The following is a 16,171-nucleotide window of genomic DNA, read 5'->3' as shown; positions in this document are numbered from 1 at the left end:
CGGTCTGCCACCGGACAACTACGACGATCGAGGAGTTCGCACCGTGATCACCGCCACCGACCTGGAGGTTCGTGCCGGCGTGCGTACTCTTCTGTCCGCTCCCGGGCCCGCCCTGCGCGTGCAGGCCGGCGACCGCATCGGCCTCGTGGGCCGCAACGGCGCCGGGAAGACCACCACTCTCCGCATTCTGGCAGGAGAGGGCGAGCCCTACGCCGGCTCGGTCACCCGCACCGGGGACATCGGTTACCTGCCGCAGGACCCCAAGGAGGGCGACCTCGACCTGCTGGCCAAGGACCGCGTCCTGTCCGCCCGCGGACTCGACACCTTGCTCCACGACATGGAGAAGCAGCAGGCGCTCATGGCCGAGGTGGCCGACGAGGATCGCCTCGACAAGGCCGTCCGCCGATACGGCGAGCTCGAGGAGCGTTTCGCCTCGCTCGGCGGCTACGTGGCCGAGAGCGAAGCGGCGCGCATCTGCAACAGCCTCGGACTTCCCGACCGTGTCCTGGCGCAGCCCCTACGCACCCTCTCCGGCGGTCAGCGCCGCCGCGTCGAGCTGGCACGCATCCTGTTCGCGGCGTCCGACGGCAGTGGTGGTCGCTCGGCCACCACGCTGCTGCTCGACGAGCCCACCAACCACCTCGACGCCGATTCCATCACCTGGCTCCGCGGCTTCCTGCAGAGCCACGAGGGTGGGCTCATCGTCATCAGTCACGATGTGGAGCTGCTGAACGACGTCGTGAACCGAGTGTGGTTCCTCGATGCCGTCCGCGGCGAGCCGGACGTCTACAACATGAACTGGAAGAAGTACCTCGACGCGCGCTCGACGGACGAGCAGCGTCGTCGCCGCGAGCGTGCCAACGCGGAGAAGAAGGCCGGCGCTCTGCGCGCGCAGGCCGCCAAGATGGGTGCGAAGGCCACCAAGGCCGTGGCCGCCCAGAACATGGCCAAGCGTGCCGACAAGCTGATGGCGAACCTCGACGAGGAACGCGTGTCCGACCGGGTGGCACACATCCGCTTCCCCGAGCCCGCACCGTGCGGCAAGACGCCGCTCATGGCGTCGAACCTCACCAAGATGTACGGGTCCCTGGAGATCTTCGCGGGTGTGGATCTGGCCATCGACCGCGGTTCCCGCGTCGTGGTGCTCGGCCTCAACGGCGCCGGCAAGACGACGCTGCTCCGCATCCTCGCCGGCACGGAGAAGAGCGACTCGGGCCAGATCGAGCCCGGTCACGGTCTACGCATCGGCTACTTCGCCCAGGAACACGACACCCTCGACGACATGGCGTCGGTCTGGGAGAACGTGCGGCACGCGGCACCGGACACCCCGGAGCAGGAGCTGCGGTCGCTGCTCGGTGCGTTCATGTTCACCGGCCCGCAGCTCGAACAGCCGGCCGGCACTCTCTCCGGCGGTGAGAAGACGCGACTCGCGCTCGCCGGCCTGGTCTCGTCGGCGGCCAACGTGCTGCTGCTCGACGAGCCGACCAACAACCTCGACCCGATCTCGCGTGAGCAGGTCCTCGAGGCGCTGCGGAGCTACAAGGGCGCCGTCGTGCTGGTGACGCACGATCCGGGTGCGGCCGAGGCGCTGTCTCCCGAACGAGTGATCCTCCTGCCGGACGGCAACGAGGACCACTGGTCGCAGGACTACCTCGACCTGATCACGCTCGCCTGAGTCGGCTCACGGCCGATCGCGACGGACCGACTCCTCGACCAGATCGAGGACGGCCGACAGATTCTCGGTGCCCTGGCCCGACGCGATGCGGGTCACGAGACCGTCCATGACGAGGTCGAGGTATCCCAGCAGTACCGCGGTGGGCACGTCGTCCCGCAGTCGGCCCGCAGACTTCTGACGCTCGAGACGTGACAGGACGGCGTCCTGCAGCTCGACCGAGCGCTCCGACCACCCGGCCCGGAACTCGGCGTCGGTCTTGAGCCGTCGGGCGATCTCCAGACGTGTACCGAGCCAGTCGAACTGGTCGGGAGCGGCCAGCATGTCCCGCATCACCTGGACGAGCCCCTGCTCGGCGGCGACGTCCGCCATGCGGCGCGCGTCGTCGCGGGCGAGCGCGAGGAACAGCCCGTCCTTGTCCTTGAAGTGGTGGAAGATCGCTCCTCGCGAGAGCGAGGTGGCCTCCTCGAGTCGCCGCACCGTGGCGCCCTCGTAACCGTATTCGGCGAAACAGCGGCGCGCGCCGTCGAGGATCTGACTTCGGCGCGCCGCGAGATGGTCGTCACTGACCTTCGGCACTCGGTGCTCCTGTCGTGTGCTGGGGACATCGTGCTGATCGCAGAACGCGCACGACCGAACCGGCGATACACGCGGTATCGCGGCGCGGTCGTGCGCGTTCTGCTCCCCTCACGGGGCAGTGATCACTGCGGTGATCAGCCGATCATGTTGCGCAGCACGTACTGCAGGATGCCGCCGTTGCGGTAGTACTCCGCCTCGCCGGGGGTGTCGATGCGGACCACGGCGTCGAACTCGACGGCAGAGCCGTCGTCCTTCGTCGCGGTGACGTGCATCGTCTTCGGCGTGCGGCCCTCGTTCAGCTCGGTGATGCCCGAGATGTCGAAGGTCTCGGTGCCGTCGAGCTTCAGCGACGCCGCCGACTCGCCGGCGGGGAACTGCAGCGGGACGACGCCCATGCCGATGAGGTTGGAGCGGTGGATGCGCTCGAACGACTCGGTGATGACGGCCTTGACGCCGAGCAGGCGGGTGCCCTTGGCAGCCCAGTCACGCGAGGATCCGGAGCCGTACTCCTTGCCGCCCAGGACGACCAGCGGGATGCCGGCGTTCTGGTAGTTCTGCGACGCGTCGTAGATGAAGGCCTGCGGGCCACCGTCCTGCGTGAAGTCGCGGGTGTAGCCACCCGAGACGTCGTCGAGGAGCTGGTTGCGCAGCCGGATGTTCGCGAACGTTCCGCGGATCATGACCTCGTGGTTGCCGCGACGCGAGCCGAAGGAGTTGTAGTCCTTGCGCTCGACACCGTGCTCGTCGAGGTACTGCGCAGCAGGCGTTCCTGCCTTGATGTTGCCGGCGGGGGAGATGTGGTCGGTGGTGACCGAGTCTCCGAGGTACGCCAGCACGCGCGCACCGGAGATGTCCGTGACGGCTTCCGGGTCCTTGGGCATGCCGTCGAAGTACGGGGGCTTCCGCACGTAGGTCGACTGCGGGTCCCACTCGAACGTCTTGCCGTCCGGGGTGGGCAGTCCGCGCCAGCGTTCGTCGCCCTTGAAGACGTCGGCGTAGCCCTTGGTGTACATCTCCTTGGAGATGGACGAGTCGATCGTGTCCTGGATCTCCTTGGGCGAGGGCCAGATGTCCTTCAGGAAGACGTCGTTGCCCTCGTTGTCCTGACCGAGTGCGTCGTGCTCGAAGTCGAAGTCCATGGTGCCGGCCAGCGCGTAGGCGATGACGAGCGGCGGGGACGCCAGGTAGTTCATCTTCACGTCGGGGGAGATGCGACCCTCGAAGTTGCGGTTACCGGACAGGACCGCGGTGACCGTGAGGTCGTTGTCCTGGATGGCCTCGGAGATCTTGGGATCGAGCGGTCCCGAGTTACCGATGCACGTGGCGCAGCCGTATCCGACGAGGAAGAAGCCGAGCTTCTCCAGGTACGGCCACATGCCGGCCTTGTCGTAGTAGTCGGTGACCACCTGTGAGCCCGGCGCCATCGAGGTCTTGACCCACGGCTTGCTGGTCAGACCCTTGTCGACGGCCTTCTTGGCCAGCAGGGCAGCGCCGAGCATGACCGACGGGTTCGAGGTGTTGGTGCACGAGGTGATCGACGCGATGGCGACGGCGCCGTGGTCGAGGACGAACGAGCCCTGCTCGTCCGAGTCGACGCGCACCGGGTTGGTCGGGCGACCCTCGGCGTTGCCGGCGGCGGAGTGCAGCGGAGCCGCATCGTCGTCGGCGAAGGACAGCGTGGCCGGATCCGAGCCCGGGAACGTCTCGTCGAGTGCCTCGTCCAGCTTCGACGGGGTGGCGTCGACGTCCTCGCCACCCACGTAGTTGTGGATGTCCTTGCGGAACGCGATCTTGGACTCCGACAACAGGATTCGGTCCTGCGGACGCTTCGGTCCGGCGATGGACGGCACCACGTCGCCGAGGTCGAGCTCGAGGTACTCGGAGTACGTCGCCTCGTTCTCGGGGTCGTGCCACATGCCCTGTTCCTTGGCGTACGCCTCGACGAGCGCGAGCTGCTCGTCGGAGCGTCCGGTCAGGCGCAGGTAGTCGACGGTCTCCGAGTCGATCGGGAAGATCGCCGCGGTGGAACCGAACTCGGGGCTCATGTTGCCGAGCGTCGCGCGGTTGGCCAGGGGGACCTCGGCCACGCCCTTGCCGTAGAACTCGACGAACTTGCCGACGACGCCGTGCTTGCGCAGCATGTCGGTGACGGTGAGCACCACGTCGGTCGCGGTGACGCCCGGCTTGATCTCGCCGTTGAGCTTGAAGCCGACGACGCGCGGGATGAGCATGGAGACGGGCTGGCCCAGCATGGCCGCCTCGGCCTCGATGCCGCCGACGCCCCAGCCCAGCACACCGAGGCCGTTGACCATCGTGGTGTGCGAATCGGTGCCGACACACGTGTCGGGGTAGGCCTGACCGCCCCGCACCATGACGGTGCGGGCGAGGTGCTCGATGTTGACCTGGTGCACGATGCCGGTGCCGGGCGGGACGACCTTGAAGTCGTCGAACGCACCCTGGCCCCACCGCAGGAACTGGTAGCGCTCACCGTTGCGCTGGTACTCGATGTCGACGTTGCGCTCGAAGGCGTCCGCGCGGCCGAACACGTCGATGATGACGGAGTGGTCGATGACCATCTCGGCCGGAGCGAGCGGGTTGACCTTCTCCGGGTCGCCACCGAGAGCGGTGACGGCCTCACGCATGGTCGCGAGGTCCACGATGCAGGGGACACCGGTGAAGTCCTGCATGATCACGCGGGCCGGCGTGAACTGGATCTCGATGCTCGGATCGGCGGACGGGTCCCACGCGGCGATCGCGTCGATGTGGTCCTTGGTGATGTTCGCGCCGTCCTCGGTGCGCAGGAGATTCTCCGCGAGGACCTTGAGGGCATAGGGCAACTTCTCGGTGCCGGGGACGGCCTTCAGGCGGAAGATCTCGTACGAGTTCTCTCCGACCTCCAGCGTTCCCTTGGCGCCGAACGAATCGATACTTGCGGTCACGTCAGCTCCACTCGTCTTCTGGGCTGCCGTCGACGGGGCTGTGTCGACGGCGTGGCGAGAGCGGGCGGACATCGCCGTGGGTGAGGGTGCACCCGGGTGGCGTCGAGGCCGCCGCAGTCTCGGTGTTTCGATTCTAACAGTACGCTTGTCCTGTGAGAACGAGTGGCCGAATCGCCGTGTCGCTCTCACCGTGGTGCGCACTCATCGTTCCCCGGCAGCGTTCCGGGCGCAACGAAGGGCTGCCTCCGTGCACCTCGGTGCGCCTCGGACTCGGCGACGGTCCCGTCCCGTAGGGTCCCGCTCGACGGCGCACACACTTCGACCATCATCGCCTCGCGATCCACCGCATCGCCTCGCGATCGACGACAACGGACGGACGATGTCTCTCTCTCCTCTCCCGGCCCTACCGCTGAGTGATCAGCCGCTGGTCGCCCTCCCGATGATCAGCGAGGTGCCGACGTTCGTCGACCTGCAGGCGACCCTCGCCGACGTCGCGGACGACGGGGTGGCCGCGCCGGGTCAGGACGTCGTCGGGCTCGAGGGTGTCGTGGCGCGCGCCGGCGAGCACGGTATCGACCTGAGCATCGTCGTGCTCGACGCGCCGGCGCCGCTCGATTCGCAGCTCCGCGATCTCGCCACGTCGGTCGGTGCCACCGACGGTGGGACGGTCCTCGTGATCGGTCCGGGACAGGTCGGCACGTTCAGCGACTCGATCGATCGCGTGACGCTCGAAGCGGGTCAGGATCAGGCGTACACCGGCAACGCGGTGCAGTCCGCGGACAACTTCCTCGACGTGCTCGTCGAGCCCGGCCCACCGTGGACCGGCATCACTCTGGGCCTCGTTCTCGTGGTCGTCGCCGTGCTCGGCGGCACCTGGTGGGTGAACGAACGCCGACATCGTTCGGGAGATGTCACCGATCGAGAGGCCGTCACGCCCGACGGGCAGTGACCGTTCCCAAAAAAAGTCTCAACGAATCTTTCTCGGACAACGTCCTGATCAGCGCGGATGCGGTCGGCGGAATGACACATGTGTCATTTGTGACTGGAGTTCCTTAAGCGTTCGAAGTGTCGTACGGTTCGCATGGCACTGCTTGGGGAAGAAGTGTCGCAGAGGGGCTGGTCGTTGCTCCCGGGTCGGCCGTTGTCGGCTGTGGTCCGGGATCCTGTCACGCTGCGTCGTGTCCTCCCCACGCGTGCGGTGGGTGAATCCGCACTGCGGACGTGAGGGAGACGAACAGGTGAAGCGATACTCCGGAGGTCGACGGCACGTCGGTCGATCGCGGGCTCTGCGTCGCACGATCGGGGGCGCCGTCGTCGCGACGACGCTGCTGCTGTCCGGGACGGGGTTCCTCGCACCGAGTCTCGCGTCCGCCGTGCCGCCGCCCCCGCCCAATCCCTCCGACTCCGACATCGCCGCCGCCGGTGCGCGCGTGGGGGACCAGCTCGGACGAGTCGGTCGACTCATCGACCAGGTCGCCTCGGCCAACCAGCAGCTCGCCGCGATCGACGCGCAGGTGGCCGTCAAGCGCGAGGACGTCAACAAGGCCCTCGTCGACCTGCAGAACGCTCGCACCGTCGCCGACGCCGCCGCCGCGGCCGTCGGCATCGCGCAACAGGCCCTCCGCGACGCCGGCCAGATGATCTCCGACGCGCAGAAGAAGTTCGACGCCTTCGCCGTCACCGACTACGTCAAGGGCACCGGGTCCGCCGGTGTCTCCTCACTGCTGGACGCGCAGGGGCCGCAGGACGTGCTCGATCGCGCGCAGATCCTGCGGATGCTGTCCGCCAAGCAGAACGCCACCCTGGACAGCCTGCAGCGGGCGCGTACCGAGGAGGCCAACCGAGACTCCACCGCACGCCAGAGCAAGATCGAGGCCGACCGTGCCTCCGCGGAAGCGGACGCGAAGAAGGACGAGGCGGAACAGGCCATCGCCGCGGCCGTGACCGCACAGCAGGAGCAGGCAGCGCAGAAAGCGGCCGTCGAGGCACAGCGGGACAGCGCCTCCGCCGAGCTCGAGCAGGCGCGCAACGACGCCGCGGGGCTCGAGGGACAGCGCGACGCGTACTCGCAGTGGGACCAGCAGCGTCAGGCGGAGGAAGCCGCCGCCGCGGCAGCCGCGCAGGCAGCGCAGGAGGCAGCGGTGGCCGCGGCCGCCCGGGTGGCCGCGAACCAGGCCGCCGCCGATCGTGCCGCAGCGTTGGTGGACGGGGAGCGCGACCACACCGACCTGACCGGATCGACGTCGAGCGGCACCTCGTCGGGCGGCACGTCGTCCGGTACCTCGTCCTCGGGCGGCACGTCCTCGGGCGGCACGTCCTCGGGTACCTCGTCGTCGGGAAGCACGTCGTCGGGCAGCACGTCGTCGGGCAGCACGTCGTCCGGCGGCGGTCGCGGGACCGCCACCAAGGATCCGTCGCTCACCGGGTCCGCAGCCATCGAACTCGTCATCGACCGCGGCATGTCCGTGTTGGGCACCCCCTACTCGTGGGGTGGCGGCAACGAGAACGGGCCGACCAAGGGCATCCGCGACGGCGGTGTCGCCGACAGCTACGGCGACTACAACAAGGTGGGCTTCGACTGCTCCGGCCTCATGATGTACGCCTTCGGTGGTCTCGGGATCTCGCTCCCGCACTACACCGGCTACCAGTACACGGCCGGCAAGCAGGTGCCGTCGTCCCAGATGCGCCGCGGCGACATGATCTTCTACGGTCCGGGCGCCTCGCAGCATGTCGCCCTCTACCTCGGTGACGGCAAGATGCTCGAGGCTCCGCAGTCGGGATCGGTGGTGAAGGTGTCGCCCGTCCGTTTCGACGGCATGACGCCGTACGCCGTCCGCATGGTGGAGTGACACCCCGTCCGAGCAGGTAGAACGTCATGTGTCCTCGCCACCTGCAATAGTGGTGCTCGGCAGCAGAGTCCGGGTAGAAAGCGGTGGTTCCACAGGTGACGTCACGAGAGACCGACACGACCGACATCTCTCGGGACGTGCAGACGCTCGAGAAGGCCGTCTACGAGGTCAAACGCGTCATCGTTGGTCAGGACCGACTGGTCGAACGCATCCTCGTCGGGCTTCTCGCACGTGGGCACGTCCTGCTCGAGGGTGTTCCCGGTGTGGCGAAGACGTTGGCGGTGGAAACGTTCGCGACGGTGGTCGGGGGCTCGTTCTCCCGCGTGCAGTTCACGCCCGACCTGGTGCCCACCGACCTCATCGGTACGCGCATCTACCGTCAGGGCAAAGAAGAATTCGACACCGAGCTCGGCCCGGTGGTCGCGAACTTCGTGCTCGCGGACGAGATCAACCGAGCTCCGGCCAAGGTGCAGTCGGCTCTCCTCGAGGTGATGGCCGAGCGCCACGTCTCCATCGGTGGTCACACGTACCCCATGCCGGATCCGTTCCTGGTCATGGCGACGCAGAACCCCATCGAGAACGAGGGCGTGTACCCCCTTCCCGAGGCGCAGCGCGACCGCTTCCTGTTCAAGATCGTCGTGGACTACCCGACGGTCGAGGAGGAGCGCGAGATCGTCTACCGCATGGGCGTCGCGGCACCGAAGCCCAAGCAGATCCTCGACCCGGTCGAATTGGTGCGCCTCCAGAACGTCGCGGCGTCCGTGTTCGTCCACCATGCTCTGGTCGACTACGTCGTGCGCGTCATCGCCGCCACCCGTACTCCGCGCGACGTGGGCCTCGACGACGTGGCCGGCTGGATCGCCTACGGCGCATCACCCCGAGCGACCCTCGGCATCATCAGTGCCTCCCGTGCGCTGGCGTTCCTGCGTGGACGGGACTACGTCGTGCCGCAGGACGTCCTCGACGTGGTGCCGGACGTGCTGCGGCACCGTCTCGTGCTCTCGTACGACGCCCTGGCCGACGAGATCACGCCCGAGCAGATCATCACGCGCATCCTGCAGACCGTGGGTCTGCCGCAGGTCGGCGCCCAGCCGGTCCAGCAGCAGGCGCCGGCTCCCCAGCACAACGGTCCGCAGCACAACGGTCCTCAGCAGAACGGGCCCCAGCAGGCGGGACCGGGCGGACCGCAGCAGTTCCAGCCCGGACCCCCGCAGCCCGGTCCCGACGGACCGTCGCAGCAGGGTGGCCCCCAGCAGAACGGTCCCCAGCAGGGTGGCCCGGCGCCGTGGATGCAGAAGCAGACCCCCGCGACCGATCCCACGCGGTGACCATGGCGTCACCCACGGGTGACCGGCCCGGTGATCCGGTGTTCGGCGCACCCGCCGTGCAGCAGTCGTTGCGCGGTACGCCCCCGTCCTTCGCCTCGGGATCGCTGGAGGACCCTCGGTTGTCGGCTGCGCTGCGCACCCTCGAGCTGACCGTTCGTCGGCGCCTCGACGGCGTACTGCACGGCGATCATCTGGGCCTCATCCCGGGCCCGGGTTCCGAGCCGGGCGATGCACGCGAGTATCAGCCGGGCGACGACGTACGTCAGATGGACTGGTCCGTCACCGCCCGGACGACGCACCCCCACGTCCGGCAGAGCGTCGCGGACCGCGAGCTCGAGACGTGGATGGCGATCGACCTGTCGGCCTCCCTCGACTTCGGCACCGCGGGGTGCGAGAAGCGTGACCTCGCCGTCGCGGCCACGTCGGCCATCGCGCATCTGACCAGTGGCGGCGGCAACCGCATCGGCGCCGTCGTCGCGACGGGCGCACGCGTCGTCCGGGTCCCCGCGCGGGGCGGTCGGGCGCACATCCAGTCCCTGCTCCGCACCGTGGCCACCACACCGCACGCACCCGACGGCACCCGCGGCGACTTCGTCGGCGCCATCGACGCTCTGCGACGGCCCGAACGTCGACGCGGCATGGTGGTCGTCGTCAGCGACTTCCTCGGTCCGACGGACTGGGAGCGTCCGCTCCGCGCCCTGGCGGCGCGCCACGACGTGCTGGCCGTGGAGGTCGTCGACCCCCGCGACCTCGAGCTGCCGGATGTCGGTGACGTGGTGTTGCACGATCCGGAGACGGGACGGACGCGGGAGTTCAGCACGACACCCCGGTTGCGGGAGGACTTCGCGGCCGCCGCTGCGGCGCACCGCGCGAACGTCGAGAAGATCCTGCGTGGCTGCAGCGCGCCTCGGCTCACCCTGCGGACGGACGGCGACTGGATCGCCGACGTCGTCCGCTTCGTGTCCCGGCGACGCCACGGCGCGAGCATGGGAGCGAGTACGCGGTGAGCCTGTCCGATTTCTCGTCACCCTGGTGGCTGCTCTTCCTCCTCGTGGTCGCGGGCCTGGTGGTGGCCTACGTGCTCGCGCAGCGCCGCCGTCAGCGCAACACCATGCGCTTCACCAACATGGAGTTGCTCGAACGCGTCGCACCGCAGCGCCCCGGACTGGTGCGCCACGTCCCCACGGCGCTCGTGCTCGTGGGGCTGCTCTTCCTGACCGTCGCGCTGGCCGGACCGACGTCCGATCAACGGGTTCCGCGTAATCGGGCGACGGTCATGCTCGTCATCGACGTGTCGTTGTCGATGGAGGCCACCGACGTCCAGCCGACGCGACTGGCAGCGGCGCAGGAGGCCGGCAAGCAGTTCGCCGACGGCCTGACTCCCGGCATCAACCTCGGACTCGTCGCGTTCGCGGGCACGGCATCGGTGCTGGTCTCACCGACCACCGATCGTGAGGCGACGAAATCGGCCATCGATCGGCTGCAGCTGGCCGAGCGGACCGCCACGGGCGAGTCCATCTTCACGGCGATGCAGTCGATCGAGACACTCGGCGCGGTGCTCGGTGGATCGGACGCGGCGCCGCCGGCACGGATCGTGCTGCTGTCCGACGGCAAGCAGACCGTTCCCGAGAACCCGGACGACCCGCGCGGTGGGTACACGGCGGCCCGCGAGGCGGAGACGAAGGGGATCCCGGTCTCCACCATCTCGTTCGGCACCAGTTACGGCACGGTGGACATCACCGACGAGCAGGGCGACACCCAGCGCGTCGCGGTGCCCGTCGACGACCCGTCGCTCGAGGAGATCGCACGCCTGTCCGGTGGCAACTTCTTCACCGCGTCGAGTCTCGAGGAACTCACCGAGGTGTACGACACGCTCGAGGAGCAGATCGGCTACGAGACCACCCGCGGTGACGCGAGTCGGCCCTGGTTGATCGCCGGAGTGCTGTTCGTGTCGGCGGGACTTGTCACAGCATTGTCACTACGCCAGCGAGTCCCCTGACACGCATCGGTAAAGTACGCGCGGGTCGCGGCGATCGACGACGTCCGTGATCGCCCACCGACTGGCCGTTGCTGCGAGCAGCACCCCCGAGAGAGAAGGTTCATCCGTATGTCCTCTGCGCCCGAGTCCGCGACACCCGACGCGACGGCCGGCGGGGGATTCGTCTCCCGGTCCGTGCTCGTCACCGGCGGTAATCGGGGCATCGGCCTGGCCGTGGCCCGCCGACTCGCCGCGGACGGCCACAAGGTCGCGGTCACGCACCGCAGCTCGGGTGCACCGGACGGACTGTTCGGGGTGCAGTGCGATGTCACCGACACCGCGTCCGTCGATGCCGCGTTCACCGAGGTGGAGAAGCATCAGGGCCCCGTCGAGGTGCTCGTCGCCAACGCGGGCATCACGGACGACACCCTGCTGATGCGGATGACCGAGGAGCAGTTCACCTCCGTCATCGACGCCAATCTCACCGGCGCGTTCCGGGTGGCCAAGCGAGCGAGCCGCTCGATGCTGCGGGCACGCTTCGGACGGTTCGTCTTCCTCGGTTCCGTCGTCGGTCAGGCCGGCGGACCCGGCCAGATCAACTACGCGTCCTCCAAGGCGGGTGTCGTCGGCATGGCGCGCTCGCTCACCCGTGAGCTGGGCTCGCGTTCGATCACCGCGAACGTCGTGGCACCCGGGTTCATCGAGACCGACATGACGGCCGAGCTCGACGACAAACTCCGGGACACCGCGCGCGAGTACATCCCGCTCAAGCGACTCGGTACTCCCGAGGACGTCGCCGCGGTGGTGAGCTTCCTCGCGTCACCCGATTCGAGCTACGTCTCCGGCGCGATCATCCCGGTCGACGGCGGTATGGGCATGGGCCACTAGCCCACCTCGTCCCGACTCCTGCCCGATCGACTCGGGCCCACCAGACTTCACACGAAAGGCACACGCACATGGGCGGACTGCTCGAAGGCAAGACCATCCTGATCACCGGGATCATCACCGACGCGTCCATCGCGTTCCACGCGGCCAAGGTCGCGCAGGAGCAGGGAGCCAAGGTCGTCATCACCGGGTTCGACCGGCTGCGACTGATCGACAGGATCGCCCAGCGACTTCCGGCGCCCGTGCCGCCGGCGATCGAGCTGGACGCGACGAACGAGGAGCATCTCGCCGCACTCGCCGGTCGCATCTCCGAGGTCGCTCCGGAGGGCATCGACGGCGTTCTGCACTCCATCGCGTTCGCTCCGCGCACCCTGATGGGCCCGGGGTCCAAGCCGTTCCTGGAGGGACCGGGTCCCGACGCCGCCGCCGCGTTCCAGATCTCTGCCTGGTCCTACGCCTCGCTCGCACGCGCCGTGCTCCCCGTCATGAACGAGGGTGGATCGATCGTCGGCATGGATTTCGATCCGCGCACGGCGATGCCGTTCTACAACTGGATGGGCGTGGCGAAGGCTGCGCTCGAGTCGGTCAACCGCTACGTCGCCCGCGAGGTCGGCGAGGCCAAGAAGGTCCGTTCCAACCTGGTCGCCGCGGGCCCGATCAAGACGCTCGCCGCCAAGGCCATCGCGGGTACCGCGACGGGTGACGCGGACAAGATGAACCAGCTCAACGAGTACTGGAACGGTGCGTCCCCGATCGGCTGGAACTTCAACGACCCGACGGCCGTGGCCAAGTCGATCTGCGCGCTGCTGTCGGACTGGCTGCCGGCGACGACCGGGTCGATCGTCTACGTCGACGGCGGCGCGAGCCACAACACCTGGTTGCCCGAGAATCTCTGACATCTCGCCTCGATCCGAGCATCCTCTCGGGTCCACCGAAACGGGTTCCGGCACAATGGCGTCATGACCTACGACGCGCTTCTGCTGCTGTCCTTCGGTGGGCCCGAGGGGCCGGACGAGGTGCGGCCGTTCCTGGAGAACGTCACCCGTGGCCGCGGAATCCCGCCCGAGCGCCTCGATGCCGTCGCCGAGCACTACCACCACTTCGGTGGGGTCTCGCCGATCAACCGACTCAACCGCGAGATCATCGCCGCGGTCGAGACCGAGTTCGCGCTCACGGGCATCGATCTGCCGGTGTACTTCGGTAACCGCAACTGGCACCCCATGGCGGAGGACACCGTCGCCGCGATGCAGGCCGACGGCGTGCGCAACGCGCTGGTGTTCCCCACCTCGGCCTGGGGCGGGTACTCGGGCTGTCGGCAGTACCACGAAGACATCGCCCGCGCCCGTGCCGCCGTGGGGGAGGGCGCTCCGCAGCTCACCAAACTGCGGCAGTACTACGACCATCCGCTCATGGTGGATGCCTTCGCCGACGCGATCCGCGCGGCGATCGGCAGGCTTCCGGCGGATCGCCGGGCCGGTGCTCGCGTGGTCTTCACGGCGCACTCGGTGCCCGTCTCGGCGGACGAGGCCGCGGGTCCGCCGTCGGCGGGCGGCCACCTCTACAGCCGTCAGGTCACCGAGGCGTCCCGATTGTGCGCCGCCGCAGCAGGTGTCGACGAGTTCGATGTCGTGTGGCAGTCCCGGTCGGGACCGCCGCAGATCCCGTGGCTGGATCCCGACATCTGCGATCACCTCGAGGCCCTGGCGGAGACGGGCGTCGACGCCGTGGTGATCTGCCCGGTCGGATTCGTCTCGGATCACCTCGAGGTGGTGTGGGACCTGGACACCGAGGCCGTCGAGAAGGCGCAGGAACTGGGCATCGCTCTCGAGCGCGCAGGCACGCCGGGTGCGGACCCCCGATTTGCCCGGCTCGTGCGGACGCTGGTCGAGGAACGCACCGCGGGCACCGCACCGCTGCGTCTGGGTTCCGAGCCCGCCTTCGGGACGACCGTCGACGGAACGCCGTGCAATCCCGGCTGCTGCGAGCCCCCGGTGCGTCGCCGCCCGGCCTGACAGCTCGAACATCCCGGAACCACCCACCCGCGAGTACGCCGAAAGTGTCGTGATCCGGGCATGGATCGCGACACTACGGACGTACTCGCGCGAGGGGGTACCGCTAGCGTCGATCGGGCGACAGGTATCCGTCCACGGCGGCGCGCACGGCGGCACGTCGCGCGGCGCGCACGGCGCGACGCAACGGTCGGAGCACGGCCTCGCGGGCCTCGGCACCGCTGCTGCTGGGTGCCTCCGAGGGCGCCGACGTCTGCGCGGCCGCGAGGATGGCGTCCACCCGGTCGGCCGTGTCGAGAACTCGGGTGGTGCGTTCGGGGAGCGGCGGGTAGCGATGGCGGCTCGCGATGGCGAGGCGCTCGGCGATCATCGTGTGCGGGTCGCCGCCGGAACGGCCGGTGTCGACCGTCTGCACCGCGGTGAGGGCCTCGGCCGCACTCCGGACGGTGTCCCGCATCGAGTACTCGATCTCCCCGAGCGCCAGCTCCTGGTAGGTGACCGGCACGGTGACGGTGAACACCGTCCACCGCATGACGTCGGGGCCCTCGTCGGTGGGGACGAGTCCGACACCCGGCTGACCCGGCACTCCGATGACGACGCCTTCGCCCGCGAGCACGGCGGCGGCCGAGAACGCGGAGTCGGTCGGCAGCCCGGCGACGTCACCGGGGGCGGGAAGAACCATGTCGACGGTCACCTCGCGGTCGCCGACGGGCGCCGCGGCGCGGACGACTCGGAGCAACTGGGCGATGCCGATGTCACGAGGAGTGGGCCACGGGAGGTCGTGCCGCTCGGCTGTCTCGGGATCGGCGGCGACGACGAGGGCCAACGGTGCCCACTCGGTGAGGGCATCGATCACGTCGTCGGGCGGCGCGGCTCCGGCGAGCCAGGCGCCGCACCAGATGGCGAGGCTCGAGGATGGGGACGACACCGTCCGATCATAGGCGGCGTCGGAGGCGACCGGCGTGGCTGCGGTCGGGGAGTGCGCGGCGCCGATACCGTGGGACGGCCCGGTGACCCGACAGTCCTGTCCCGGGAGTGAGCGCGGAGGGCGAGGGAAGACGATGACAGCGGACAACCGGTACGGCGGCGACATCTTCGCCGGGCACGCGAGGCGAGCGCGACGCGTGGTCCCGACGATGGCGGCCGAACGGGACGTGGTGGTCGAGGACGCGGCGACCGGATTCTGCGGCGCCGTGGTGGGTTTCGAGCGCACGTACGACGGTGACTTCGTCCGGCTCGAGGACGGCCGAGGCGTACGGAGGCTCTTCGCGATGCGCGAGGCCGCCTTCCTCGTCGACGGAAGCCCGGTGACGCTGACGCGTCCGGCGCCGACCCGTGCCGTCGCTCCGACCCGCTCGGCCTCCGGGTCGACGCGGGTGGAGAACGTACGAGCGAAAGTGGCTCTGCCCAGCCGTATCTGGGTGGAGGGCATTCACGACGCCGCCATCGTCGAACGGGTCTGGGGCCACGACCTGCGGGTCGAGGGTGTGGTCGTCGAGCATCTCGAGGGACTGGACAACCTGGCAGAGCGGTTGCAGGAGTTCGGACCCGGGCCGGGACGCAGGGTGGGGGTTCTCGTCGACCACCTCGTCGACGGCTCGAAGGAGGACCGCCTGACGCGGTCGCTCGGCCCGTACGTGACGGTCACGGGACACCCCTACATCGATGTGTGGGAGGCGGTGAAGCCCGCCGCGGTGGGCATCGAGGCATGGCCACGGATCCCGCGCGGCACCGACTGGAAGACCGGCATCTGCCGCGAGTTGGGTTGGGGCACACCGCAGGACGGGTGGCGCCGGGTCTACGGTGCGGTGTCCAGTTTTCGCGATCTCGAGGCGCCGCTCATCGGCGCGGTGGAGCGCCTCGTCGACTTCGTCACCCTGGGTGACGAGAACGGGGAGACAGGTCGGTAACGATCTCCCCACGACGGTCGCG

Annotated in this window: 13 protein-coding genes; 10 read left to right on the top strand and 3 right to left on the bottom strand. The window is 69.0% G+C overall.

The window, feature by feature from the left end; all coding sequences use genetic code 11:
* The first annotated feature begins 43 nt into the window (after positions 1–43).
* Complete coding sequence (locus HQ308_RS00965; RefSeq protein WP_027505305.1) at positions 44–1,675, top strand: ABC-F family ATP-binding cassette domain-containing protein; 1,632 nt, start codon at positions 44–46, stop codon at positions 1,673–1,675.
* Positions 1,676–1,681: 6 nt separating this feature from the next.
* On the opposite strand, the gene HQ308_RS00960 is transcribed toward HQ308_RS00965, so the two are convergent.
* Positions 1,682–2,251, bottom strand: a complete 570-nt coding sequence (locus HQ308_RS00960) for a TetR/AcrR family transcriptional regulator (protein WP_027505306.1) — start codon at positions 2,249–2,251, stop codon at positions 1,682–1,684.
* 134 nt (positions 2,252–2,385) lie between these two features.
* A complete protein-coding gene (locus tag HQ308_RS00955; protein ID WP_308115428.1) occupies positions 2,386–5,190 on the bottom strand; it encodes an aconitate hydratase in 2,805 nt (934 codons plus the stop codon).
* A 379-nt stretch (positions 5,191–5,569) separates the two neighbouring features.
* Between HQ308_RS00955 and HQ308_RS00950 the strand changes: the two genes are divergently transcribed.
* The 8 genes from HQ308_RS00950 to HQ308_RS00915 all read left to right on the top strand — a co-directional run bounded on the left by HQ308_RS00950 (position 5,570) and on the right by HQ308_RS00915 (position 14,242).
* A complete protein-coding gene (locus HQ308_RS00950; RefSeq protein ID WP_231476272.1) occupies positions 5,570–6,139 on the top strand; it encodes a DUF6676 family protein in 570 nt (189 codons plus the stop codon).
* 289 nt (positions 6,140–6,428) lie between these two features.
* Positions 6,429–8,039, top strand: coding sequence for an NlpC/P60 family protein (locus HQ308_RS00945; protein ID WP_374197704.1), 1,611 nt, complete (start codon positions 6,429–6,431; stop codon positions 8,037–8,039).
* Positions 8,040–8,134: 95 nt separating this feature from the next.
* Positions 8,135–9,367, top strand: coding sequence for a MoxR family ATPase (locus HQ308_RS00940; protein WP_222645236.1), 1,233 nt, complete (start codon positions 8,135–8,137; stop codon positions 9,365–9,367).
* Between the two features lie 2 nt (positions 9,368–9,369).
* Complete coding sequence (locus HQ308_RS00935; protein ID WP_222645235.1) at positions 9,370–10,374, top strand: DUF58 domain-containing protein; 1,005 nt, start codon at positions 9,370–9,372, stop codon at positions 10,372–10,374.
* On the top strand, positions 10,371–11,366 hold the full coding sequence (locus HQ308_RS00930; protein ID WP_027505310.1) for a VWA domain-containing protein: 996 nt from the start codon (positions 10,371–10,373) through the stop codon (positions 11,364–11,366). The genes HQ308_RS00935 and HQ308_RS00930 overlap by 4 nt, the downstream gene beginning before the upstream one ends.
* Before the next feature lie 108 nt (positions 11,367–11,474).
* A complete protein-coding gene (gene fabG1, locus HQ308_RS00925) occupies positions 11,475–12,233 on the top strand; it encodes a 3-oxoacyl-ACP reductase FabG1 (protein ID WP_037185384.1) in 759 nt (252 codons plus the stop codon).
* A gap of 68 nt (positions 12,234–12,301) precedes the next feature.
* The gene (inhA, locus tag HQ308_RS00920; RefSeq protein WP_222637578.1) at positions 12,302–13,126 is read left to right on the top strand and encodes an NADH-dependent enoyl-ACP reductase InhA; all 825 of its coding nucleotides are present in this window, start codon (positions 12,302–12,304) and stop codon (positions 13,124–13,126) included.
* 63 nt (positions 13,127–13,189) lie between these two features.
* The gene (locus HQ308_RS00915; protein ID WP_222645234.1) at positions 13,190–14,242 is read left to right on the top strand and encodes a ferrochelatase; all 1,053 of its coding nucleotides are present in this window, start codon (positions 13,190–13,192) and stop codon (positions 14,240–14,242) included.
* A gap of 103 nt (positions 14,243–14,345) precedes the next feature.
* Here the strand turns inward: HQ308_RS00915 and HQ308_RS00910 are convergent, their stop codons facing one another.
* Positions 14,346–15,167, bottom strand: a complete 822-nt coding sequence (locus HQ308_RS00910; protein ID WP_222631088.1) for a hypothetical protein — start codon at positions 15,165–15,167, stop codon at positions 14,346–14,348.
* 133 nt (positions 15,168–15,300) lie between these two features.
* On the opposite strand from HQ308_RS00910, the gene HQ308_RS00905 reads away from it, so the two are divergent.
* A complete protein-coding gene (locus HQ308_RS00905; protein ID WP_056444639.1) occupies positions 15,301–16,149 on the top strand; it encodes a DUF3097 domain-containing protein in 849 nt (282 codons plus the stop codon).
* Positions 16,150–16,171 lie beyond the last annotated feature (22 nt).

This window comes from Rhodococcus sp. BP-241, assembly GCF_019836145.1.
GTDB lineage: Bacteria > Actinomycetota > Actinomycetes > Mycobacteriales > Mycobacteriaceae > Rhodococcoides.
Note: the sequence above shows the minus strand (reverse complement) of the source record. Positions and strands in the feature narration are given on the sequence as shown.